A 10,668-nucleotide genomic window follows, 5' to 3' on the forward strand; every position below is an offset into this window, starting at 1 on the left:
TGATAGTCAATTGTGAAAGCATGATCCTGTTTATATATTCATTAACGTGTTTATCAATGTAAAAGATTAATAATTACTAAAAACCTAAGTGTAAACACGTAGAAAAAATACGTATATTTACCTATTTCGTATTCATCCGTAATTTAATACTATTGATAATGCACTACTGATTACTTACCGCTCCCTGTTTATTTACTAAATTAATTGAGGCGACAACAATCCTGACACAGGGGCTTTGCCTAATTCTTAGGATTAGTAAGGAAAACCACTAAAAATCTATTTTTTGTTTTTAGGCTTAAATAATAGATAATAAACTAATACGGGCTTATGTTTGTAGGCTTTAATAAAACCCAATGTACGACTTTAAAATAGTTAATAAGAGAGGTTGTAATGTTATTACCGCAATATCTTGATTTTTCCAAGCAATTAGCCCAATTTTTACCTAAAGAGCGGATAATTAGTAACTATGCCAAACGGCTTGCCTATGGAGTAGATGCAAGTTTTTATCGTTTAGTGCCACAATTAGTATTAATTCTTGATAATGAAAATGAAGTAGTAAAGGTATTAAGAGAAGCTGCGTTGTTTAAAATTGCAGTAACTTTTAGAGCTGCGGGCACAAGCCTTTCAGGGCAGGCACAATCAGAGTCAGTATTGATCATGTTGACAACAAATTGGCGTGCTCATCAAATTTTAGATTTAGGCCTTAAAATCAAATTAGGTCCTGGTGTTATTGGTGCTGATGCAAACAAATACTTATTACCCTATGGTCGAAAAATAGGCCCTGATCCAGCTTCTATTAATACGTGTAAAATTGCAGGTATTGCTGCAAATAATGCAAGTGGCATGTGCTGTGGTATCGCACAAAACAGTTACCATACGTTAGAAAGTATTCGAGTGGTTTTACATGATGGTTCAGTGCTTGATACCGGCGATGAAGAGAATGTTACAGAGTTTAAAAAAACACATATTACTTTACTGGATAATTTAAAAACACTGGCACTTAAAACGCGTAATGATAAGGATTTACATCAATTAATTAGCCATAAATATCGGCTGAAAAACACCACAGGTTATGCGATAAACTCGTTAATTGATTTTGAAGATCCAATCGATATTCTTGCCCACTTAATGATTGGCTCTGAAGGCACATTAGGTTTTATTTCTTCTCTCACTTATAACACGGTTATTGAACATAAACACCGATCATCGTCACTGGTGTTTTTTCCTGATATCCAAACAACTTGTTATGCGGTATCTGCATTAGCTAATGCAAATGTTTCAGCCGTTGAGTTAATGGATCGACGAGCCTTAGCGTCAGTTAGCGATATGGATGGCTTACCTGATTTTATCAAAACACTTGATAACAATGTTGGCGCATTATTGATTGAAACTCGCGCAGCAAATGCAGAACTATTGGGTCAACAGGTCATTGAACTTGAGTCATTACTCGCTGAATTTGAACAGACTAATGTGATTAAATTTACCGATATTGCTAGCGAGTACTCTCAGCTTTGGGCTATAAGAAAGGGTACTTTCCCCGCGGTTGGTGCGGTACGAGAAAACGGTACCACAGTGATCATTGAAGATGTTGCATTTCCTGTTGACAGACTTGCTAATGCTGTTGCTGATCTTCAAGCACTTTTTGATAAATATCATTATGACGAAGCCATTATATTTGGTCATGCCCTTGAAGGAAACTTACATTTTGTCTTTACTCAAAACTTTGCGACACAACCCGAAGTAGATCGTTATCAAGCATTTATGGATGATGTTTGTCAGCTAGTTGCGGTTGACTATCAAGGTTCACTTAAAGCTGAACATGGTACAGGACGTAATATGGCACCTTTTATTGAGTTAGAGTGGGGCAAGCAAGGTCTGGCGTTAATGCAACAAATAAAGCAATTATTTGATCCAAAAAGCTTACTTAATCCAGGTGTTATCATCAATGATGATGCTAATGCACATATCACACATTTAAAAGCCTTACCCCCTGCTGACCCTATTATCGATAAGTGTATCGAATGTGGGTTTTGTGAGCCCGTCTGTCCTTCAAATGGTTTGAGTTTTACACCTCGTCAGCGTATCACTAGTTATCGAGAGATTAAGCGACTTACTGACACAAATGAAAATCCTAAATTGCTGGCAGAGCTTGAAAAAGAGTTTAATTACTCAGGTATAGAAACTTGTGCAGCAACGGGGTTATGCGCAGAGCGTTGTCCAGTTGGTATTAATACCGGCGATCTTATTCGTGAATTACGCCATAACAAAAATAAAAGTTTTCAAGGCGTATCCAAAACGCTAGCAAATAATTTTACTACCGTTGAAAAAATGACCCGTGTATCGCTTGCTGTCGCGGGCTTTAGTCATCGACTTATTGGTAGTAAGGTAATGGGTGGGCTGACTGGCACAATAAGAAAGCTCTCTTTTAATAAAATTCCTTTATGGAGTAAATATTTACCACAAAAAGCTAACTATCAGCCTAAAGTTACAGACCATAATACACCAACTATTCGGCCAAAAGTTGTTTATATCCCAAGCTGTGCAAGTCGTAGCATGGGACAAGCAATAACGGCGGAAGACCAGCGTTCCCTTACTCAAGTGACTTTTTCATTAATTGAAAAAGCGGGGTTTGATGTCATAAGCCCAGACTTTACCGGTGAATGTTGTGGTATGCCTTTTAATAGTAAAGGTATGTTTTCACAAGCAAATCAGAAAAGTAACTCTTTACTAAATAAATTAAGAGAATTAAGTGAGCTAGGTAAATATCCTATTTTGATTGATACTAGCCCATGTAAATCAATGCTATTAGAAAATAAAGAAAAAGTCAGTGGTTTATCAATCTATGAGCCGGTGGGATTTATTGAAGATGTATTAGTCAATTATTTAAATTTTTCCCCACTTGATGAAACCGTCATGTTACATGTTACTTGTTCTAGCAGAACCATGGGCTTATCTACAAAAATGCAGCAACTTGCACAGCGATGTAGCACAGAGGTTATTATACCCGAAAATATTCAATGCTGTGGTTTTGCAGGTGACAAGGGCTTTACTACCCCAGAGTTAAATGAGAATGCACTTGCAACTTTAGAAGCTCAGGTGCCCAAAAATTGCAATACTGGCTATAGCAATAGTAGAACCTGTGAGATAGGTTTATCCCATCACTCAGGTATTGATTATCAGTCGATTATTTATTTAGTCGATAAGGCAACCACAGTCAAAGAGGTTGCTGAGTAGCAATAATAAGTAATAAAAGAGAAGAGGGATTATAAGTGCATTTGAATCTAAAATTACAATTAGTAACCATAATCCCTTTAGTGTTAGCACTTTCGGGAGTACTTTTCGTCACGCAGGTGCAGTATCAATCGCTGTCGAAACAAACTATTCAAGAATATCGCCAAAGTGTTATTAAGCATCGTAAAGAAGAGTTACGTAACTATGTCGCTATTGCTGAAGGCGCTACAGAGCATATTTATAAAAATAAAAATTTAAATGTGCAAGAAGCGCAAACATTAGTAAAACAAACCTTAGCAAATATGCGTTTTGGTAAAGACGGTTATTTTTTCGCTTATGATTTTGATGGCACTGCGCTAGTTGTTCCCGGGCAAGAATGGCGTATTGGAAAAAATTGGCTTGATCTTGAAGACAGAAATGGCACCAAACTTATTCAAGGTCTACTTGAAAAAGCACAAGAAGGTGGTGGCTATCTTAGCTATGTTTTTAATCAACCCTCTAAAGATGGTAAAGTGAGTAAAAAAATCGGCTATTCACGTGCTTTAGATGATTGGCAGTGGATGATCGGTACTGGTGTTTATATTGACGATATTGAGCAAGAGACTGCACTACTAAATGCATCTATTAGTAAACATATTCGCAATACCTCTATAATGACACTTGTCATAGGGGTATTTGCCGTTATTGCCATTTTTGTATCCGGACAGTTTATTCGTTTTAGTGAAAAAAAATTGGCTAATCGTAAATTACGCGAGTTAAATGAGCGTATTTTTCAAACCCAAGAAGAAGAATGTAAACGTGTCTCTCGAGAACTACACGATGGTATTAGTCAAACTATTGCCGCAGCTAAATTTTCATTAGAAACAGCACAATTAAAGCAGCAAAACAATGCTGATTCTAGTAAAGAAATGGATCGTGCTATGGAATTTATTTGCAAAATAATGGGCGATATTCGAGCTATATCGCATCAGCTTCATCCTGGATTACTTGAAGATTTCGGCTTAGGTGCAGCATTAGAAGAGCTAGGTAGAGATTTTTCTCAGCGAACTGGCATTGATGTTAAAGTAGAGCGTTTATCTATTAGAAACGTTTTATCAACTGAAGTTAAAGCTGCGTTATATCGAATTGCTCAGGAGTCATTAACCAATATTGAACGTCATGCCAAGGCTTCAAAGGTTACAATTACATTAAAGTTAACGCCTGGTTGGTTAGTGCTAGAAATTATTGATAATGGGCAAGGTTTTGATTATCAACGTTACGACAAGACCAGTGATAAAAAAACTAAAGCACATCAAGGGATTGGTCTTCGTAACATGAAGGAACGGTTAAGTTTTTACCAAGGTGATTTAACGGTTAATTCAGGAAAAAATGGCACTACAGTCATCGCTCGCATACCACAATCGCAACTGCGTTATAATGCTAGCAATACGAGTGAAAATTCCAATGAAGGGGAAGAGCATGATTAAAGTGCTATTAGTAGATGATCATCCACTTTTTAGAGAAGGGCTGACATATCGTCTAAGCCTTGATGACAGCATAGAGGTTGTTGGCGAAGCTGAAAATGGAAAGCAAGCATTAGAGCTAATTAAAAGCCTTGAATTTGATATTGTCTTAATGGATATTAATATGCCTGAAATGGATGGCATGTACGTACTTGAATTAATTAAAGAGCAAGGAATTGATTGTAAAGTACTTATGCTAAGTATGCATGACAACAAAGAATATATTTTAGGTGCTATGCGACATGGTGCTGATGGTTATATTTTAAAAGATGTGCCTGGTAAAGAATTAATTGAAGCGATTAAAAAAGTTATCTCAGGTAAACATTACTTCAGCTCAGAGGTCACCGAAATTTTGTCAAAAGAGCTTGCCGGTGAACAGCGCGGTATTGTTACTAGGCGTGAACAACTCGTTTTAAGACTTATTTCTCAAGGTCTTAGCAACAAGCGTATAGCCCAAGAGATAAATGTTAGCGTAAGAACAGTGGAAACCCATAAACGTAATATAAAGCAAAAATTGGGGATAGATTCAACCGTTGGCCTTATGCGTTATGCGATTGATTATGGTTTAGATCGTTAACTATAACTAAAATTCGCGGCTTAATTTATACCCAAGCCACTTCATCCTGAAACTCACATCTTGAGGTGGTTTGGGTATAGTTAGCCACTACAAATTGTGTTGCGAATTTGACTGGCACACTCTGCTAATACGATAGCGCCAGCTGTTGAAACATTCAAAGAGTTCCCCATACCAAACATAGGAATGTGTCTTTGCTAATGGCTTAAGTGCAATACTGCTTCACTCACACCTTTGCGTTCATTTCCTAATACCAGTATTAGGGGAAGCTTAGGCTGACTTAGGTATTCATCTCGTGATGGTTTATTTTTTCTAATGTCTTCTTTGCTAAGCTGTATTGCTGAATCCATGATAGTTTCCTGTAGCATTCCTAGGCGATATTTTATCATGATAAAACTTGCCGTATTGTTATATTTTCTGTCATTCTATCATTTATTACTATTGTCTAGCTAAAACCGTACAACTTTAATTTTTAGTGTTATTGCTTGAAAACATACAATAATTTAACCAACTTGAAATGTTTTTTGTGAGTTCACGACGGCCAACAATTTTTAAATTATTTTGGCTTATTTCTTTTTTATAGCTGCTTTCTCCCATCCAAATATCAGATAAGCATTTAACGGTACAAGTAAAGTAAACATCAACTTCTCTTCCGGGATCAATCGTACAAATATCAACAAGATCACCATTTACAATAATCCACCAATTTGGTTGTTGCTCTATGTCAGTAAAATAAAACTTAATAATAGTTTCATTACCAGATAAACGTTCAGTTTGAATACTACGCTTTAAATAAAGCATTAAAAAATCGGGATCAAAATCATTACTGGTTAAATATTGGCGAGTCCAACGCATTCCCCAATTACCTAAACCTATAATTATGGGCAATAACTCTTTCGCCGCTTCGGTTGGGAAATACTCATAACCTTGTTGGCCAATAATTTTCTTTTTAATAATAAGTTCATAATCTGCAAGCATTTTTAAGCGTTTACTCAATAGTGCAGGCGAAATTAAACTAAGTCCTCTTTGTAATTCATTAAAACGTGTACTTCCCATTAATAGCTCGCGAATAATAAGTATCGTCCATTTTTCACCAATAATTTCAGTGCTTTTAGCAATAGGGCAAAATTGTCCAAATTCCATGATGAACTCCTTCTAGATCACTTAAATTAATATTAACTTCATTTTACATAGTTAGATACTTCATAAAGTGAAGTTACTTGCTTCACTTTATGAAGTATAGCCAATTGAAATTTTCCACCATACTCATTATTCAAATCTCATTAACCGCTTGGAGAGGAGATGATAGTCAAAGAGCAGAAAATCCAGCAGCAAGTTGAGCATAATTTAATGATTTTAGGAGAAGAAAATGAGTGATTTTATTTACCACACAACAGAAACATCAGCGAATGAAGCCGCCAAGGTTTTATCCGATATTAAAGAAGGCATTGGTTTTGTACCCAATATTTTTGCCATTATTGCCGAATCGACTCCTGCCCTTAGAGGGCTAGTCACTTTGAATGATGAATATAGCCATTCATCTTTTAGTGCTGAGGAGCAACAGATTATTTTGATCACAACAAGTACTGTGAACGAATGTATTTACTGTGTTGCAGGTCATACCGCATTTGCTGAAAAGATTAAAATGCCATCAGAAATAATTACCTCGATGCGTAATCAAGAAAGTACGGCAAATCACAATTACAACGTATTGGCAACGACTGTTCGACAACTTATAGAGCATAAAGGACGAGTTTCACAGGAGATTATCAATAATTTTATTAATGCGGGGTTTAGCAAAGCTCAGTTTTTAGAATTGGTGATGGGAATTTGCGTTAAAACATTCACCAACTACGTCAGCAATGCGCTTAACGTTGAGTTGGATGAAGCATTTAAACCCTATGCTTGGCAGCGACCAAGTGATGTAAAACAACAAGTAGCTTAACGATAATTGAGGAGATAAAAATGATGAGTGCAATTAAAACCACAGAAGAATTTGCAGGGCAAGTCGTTGCAGATGTAAGCGCAACGTTATCTGGTGTAATGACCAATATCGGTCACAAATTAGGATTATATAAATCAATGGCTTTTGCTGGCAAATTAACACCAACAATACTGGCCGAAAAGTTAGGGCTAGCTGAACGATATGTTAGAGAATGGTTAAATAATCAAGTAGCTGGAGGTTATGTAATATACCCGTTCCAGCTGAATCATGCATCTTCAAGTGGAACGGGTATAGTGGTTTGATTGCTTATGATAATTACTCGCTCAGTTTACTTGCCATAAACCATTGATGGCAGCCATAAAGCGACTTCAGGAAACATAATTAATGCCCCAAGACCAAGTAGTTGCAATATTATAAAAGGTATAACTCCTTTATAAATGTCGGTCAATTTTATTTCAGGTGGACAAACACCTTTTAAGTAAAACAAAGCAAAACCAACCGGTGGGGTTAAGAATGACGTTTGTAAAGTGAGAGCTATTAACATCACAAACCACACTAACACCGGTTCATCTAAACCGTTAACACTCCCTATACCGAAATCTAACATACTCACTACCGGTGCTAACAAAGGTAGCACAATTAAGGTGATTTCTATCCAATCCAACAAAAATCCTAATAAAAATACGATAAGTAGAATAACTATCAATACACCATATGGACCAAAAGGTAAGCCAGTTAACATACTTGATATAAATTCATCACCGCCAAGTTCACGTAGAACCAGTGAGAATATTGTCGCGCCAATAAAAATAGCAAAAATATAAGCTGTCGTTTTATAAGATGCCATTAAAACATTATGAAAAACTTTAAAGTTAAGCTTTTTATTCATTGCGGCTAAGATGGTTGCACCTAATGCACCAACACCACTGGCTTCAGTAGGGGTGGCAATACCCGCAAAAATAGATCCTAATACCGCAATGATGAGTGCAAGCGTTGGCAGTATTGCTTTAAATACGTCAAACAATACCTTTGCCGTCAATGGTCTCGGATTCTCTGGTGCAGGGGCAACTTTAGGATTTAAGAATGATAAGCCTAAAATATAAGCAAGGTATAATATACCTAACATCAAACCCGGAAATACAGCGGCAGTAAATAAATCACCGACAGACAGTGCAAGTTGATCAGCCATGATCACTAACATAATGCTTGGTGGTATTAAAATACCTAAACAACCGGCACTACATACTATGCCAGTAGCAAAAGTTTTTGAATAATTTTGCTTCATCATGGCAGGTATGGATAGCAAACCAAGTAAAACAACAGAGGCACCAACAATGCCGGTAGAGGCAGCTAAAAGAATACCTATTAACGTTACTGTGATACCTAAACCGCCACGAACACGTCCAAAGAGTTCTTGCATTGCCATCATCATGCGCTGTGCAACACCTGATTTATCAAGCATTAAGCCCATAAATATAAACATGGGCAAGGCAACTAGTACCCAGTTTTCCATTAAAGAAAATATCCGTGAAACGACTAGTCCTAAAACATTTAGGTCAAGGCCGGTAAACGTATCCAAATGCATATCTGACAGATAGCCTATACCACCAAATAGAATACCAACACCGGCTAAAACATAGGCGATTGGAATACCAGTAAATAGAAAGACAATGAAGGTTAAAAACATGCTGATGACTAGAATTTCATTAATTGCCATGATCACGCCTCCTTTTGAGTTATGGTAATAATATTTCTGAACAGTCGTGCGAGCACCGCCATAGCGAGCAAGATGAAGCTTGCAGGAATAGCGGATTTAATGACCCATCGAAATGGCATACCTAGGGGGGAAGATGAACCTTCGCTAAGTAAATATGAACTTGAGACATAATCGATACTATTAAATAAAATCACAAAAATGGTTGGGAAGACAAAAACAATGGCACCAAATATTTCCCATTTCAGCACTGTTTTAGGTTTTAACATTGAGGCAACAACGTCAACTCTTACTTGCGAGTTAGTAATTTCGGCATACGATAAACCGAACATGATACCTATTGCATATAAATGCCACTGAATTTCTTCAAAAAGTATTAGACCATTGCTAAAGCCGTAACGCATGATTACATTAAGAATAATGACGGCAATTAATAATGCTGAAGACCAACAACAAACGGCAGCTACTTTAAGAATTACTTCCTCAAAAATGTCGGCTGTTTTTAGCATTAATCGTGCTACAGAGCTGGTAGGGGTGGAAAGTGAATCAGTCATAAGATTCTCCTCATTCAATAAAGATGCCTAGAGCCTGAAGGCTCTAGGCTGTGCCAATAAAGGGAATTACAGCACGTAAGTATTTAATTTAAAGACTAGGTTTTGGACGAGGTAAGAAAGCGTTTGATTCCCATAAGTCGTAATTTTTACGGAACTTAGCTAAGTCATCATGTATTTTTTTAAACGCTGGATCTTCTGCTGATTGTTCGACAACCACTTCATCCCACTTATCTTTGAAAGTCGTTAACATTTCAGGCGACCAATACTTATTGATTACACCATCTTCAACATTTTGCTTCATGACTGGTGCTTGAATTGCTTCACCAAGCGCAATGGCTTCTAAGGTTGCTGATTTACATAAGTGTTCAATAACTGACTGTTGACGGTCACTCATTTTCTTCCATGTATCTTTGTTGATAATCAGTTCCATTATCGTGGCTTGTTGATGCCAACCAGGAAAGTAATTGTATTTTAATAGCTTTTTCACACCAATACGTTGATCAACTACCGGCATTGAAAATTCAGTAGCATCAATTACACCTTTTTCAATCGCTGGGAATATTTCGCCACCAGGTAAACCAACAGTGCTAACACCCAGTTTTTCCATCACTAGGGCGCCTAAACCGAAGAAGCGCATTTTTAAACCACTTAAGTCTTCTGGTTTGTTGATTTCATCTTTAAACCAACCGGAAGTTTCAGGTGCTAACACACCACACACTTGTACTTTCACGTTTAGGTTATTGTCATCATAGAGTTCTTGATGCAATTTATTGCCGTTGCCATGATAGAACCACGCTAAATATTCAGGTGCTTCTGGACCAAAAGGAACCGCTGAAAACAGACGGGCAGCGGGGATTTTTCCGCCCCAGTTACCGGCAGTTGCATAGCCAGCTTGTACCTTGCCAGTAGATACCGCATCGAGTATTTCTTTTGGGTTTACGAGTTTATTTGGCTCATAAATTTTCATTTTTAAAGTGTTGCCACTTAAGGTTTGAATATTGTCAGATACATATTTAATGGTTGACCTGGTTTAATGGATACGACTACCCCAGTTAAGACATAATAGCCTTAACTGGAGAACTGAAATGACCAAACGTAAAAAATATACAAAAGAATTTAAACTTGATGCGATTTCTTTAGTCAGAGAT

10 protein-coding genes are annotated in these 10,668 nt (G+C 37.0%); 5 read left to right on the forward strand and 5 right to left on the reverse strand.

Features of this window, described 5'->3' with window-relative positions; translation table 11 throughout:
* Positions 1–390 precede the first annotated feature (390 nt).
* Genes DWA31_RS07105 through DWA31_RS07115 form a run of 3 tightly spaced genes read left to right on the forward strand, consistent with a single transcriptional unit; the run spans position 391 to position 5,310 of the window.
* Positions 391–3,234, forward strand: a complete 2,844-nt coding sequence (locus tag DWA31_RS07105) for an FAD-binding and (Fe-S)-binding domain-containing protein (protein ID WP_114325914.1) — start codon at positions 391–393, stop codon at positions 3,232–3,234.
* Between the two features lie 35 nt (positions 3,235–3,269).
* Positions 3,270–4,697 carry a cache domain-containing protein gene (locus DWA31_RS07110; RefSeq protein ID WP_114325915.1) on the forward strand — a complete coding sequence of 476 codons (1,428 nt, stop codon included), beginning with the start codon at positions 3,270–3,272 and terminating at the stop codon, positions 4,695–4,697.
* The gene (locus DWA31_RS07115; protein ID WP_114325916.1) at positions 4,690–5,310 is read left to right on the forward strand and encodes a response regulator; all 621 of its coding nucleotides are present in this window, start codon (positions 4,690–4,692) and stop codon (positions 5,308–5,310) included. Before DWA31_RS07110 ends, DWA31_RS07115 begins: the two co-directional genes overlap by 8 nt.
* Positions 5,311–5,504: 194 nt before the next feature.
* On the opposite strand, the gene DWA31_RS17475 is transcribed toward DWA31_RS07115, so the two are convergent.
* Together DWA31_RS17475 and DWA31_RS07125 are read right to left on the reverse strand one after the other, a co-directional pair.
* Positions 5,505–5,657 (reverse strand): RNA methyltransferase, encoded by a 153-nt coding sequence (locus DWA31_RS17475; RefSeq protein WP_245942529.1) that lies wholly within the window; start codon positions 5,655–5,657, stop codon positions 5,505–5,507.
* 115 nt (positions 5,658–5,772) lie between these two features.
* The gene (locus tag DWA31_RS07125; protein WP_114325917.1) at positions 5,773–6,450 is read right to left on the reverse strand and encodes a winged helix-turn-helix transcriptional regulator; all 678 of its coding nucleotides are present in this window, start codon (positions 6,448–6,450) and stop codon (positions 5,773–5,775) included.
* Between the two features lie 226 nt (positions 6,451–6,676).
* Here DWA31_RS07125 and DWA31_RS07130 point away from each other — a divergent pair, with 226 nt between their 5' ends.
* Positions 6,677–7,252 carry a carboxymuconolactone decarboxylase family protein gene (locus tag DWA31_RS07130; protein ID WP_114325918.1) on the forward strand — a complete coding sequence of 192 codons (576 nt, stop codon included), beginning with the start codon at positions 6,677–6,679 and terminating at the stop codon, positions 7,250–7,252.
* A gap of 20 nt (positions 7,253–7,272) precedes the next feature.
* Positions 7,273–7,554, forward strand: a complete 282-nt coding sequence (locus DWA31_RS07135) for a hypothetical protein (RefSeq protein WP_114325919.1) — start codon at positions 7,273–7,275, stop codon at positions 7,552–7,554.
* Between the two features lie 26 nt (positions 7,555–7,580).
* On the opposite strand, the gene DWA31_RS07140 is transcribed toward DWA31_RS07135, so the two are convergent.
* The 3 genes from DWA31_RS07140 to DWA31_RS07150 all read right to left on the reverse strand — a co-directional run bounded on the left by DWA31_RS07140 (position 7,581) and on the right by DWA31_RS07150 (position 10,538).
* On the reverse strand, positions 7,581–8,969 hold the full coding sequence (locus DWA31_RS07140) for a TRAP transporter large permease (protein ID WP_114325920.1): 1,389 nt from the start codon (positions 8,967–8,969) through the stop codon (positions 7,581–7,583).
* A 2-nt stretch (positions 8,970–8,971) separates the two neighbouring features.
* Positions 8,972–9,520: a TRAP transporter small permease subunit gene (locus DWA31_RS07145; protein WP_114325921.1), complete on the reverse strand. Its 549-nt coding sequence runs from the start codon at positions 9,518–9,520 to the stop codon at positions 8,972–8,974.
* An 88-nt stretch (positions 9,521–9,608) separates the two neighbouring features.
* A complete protein-coding gene (locus DWA31_RS07150; protein WP_281268622.1) occupies positions 9,609–10,538 on the reverse strand; it encodes a TRAP transporter substrate-binding protein in 930 nt (309 codons plus the stop codon).
* Positions 10,539–10,668: the final 130 nt, after the last annotated feature.

The organism is Candidatus Colwellia aromaticivorans (assembly GCF_003333305.1).
GTDB classification, from domain to species: Bacteria; Pseudomonadota; Gammaproteobacteria; order Enterobacterales; family Alteromonadaceae; genus Colwellia; species Colwellia aromaticivorans.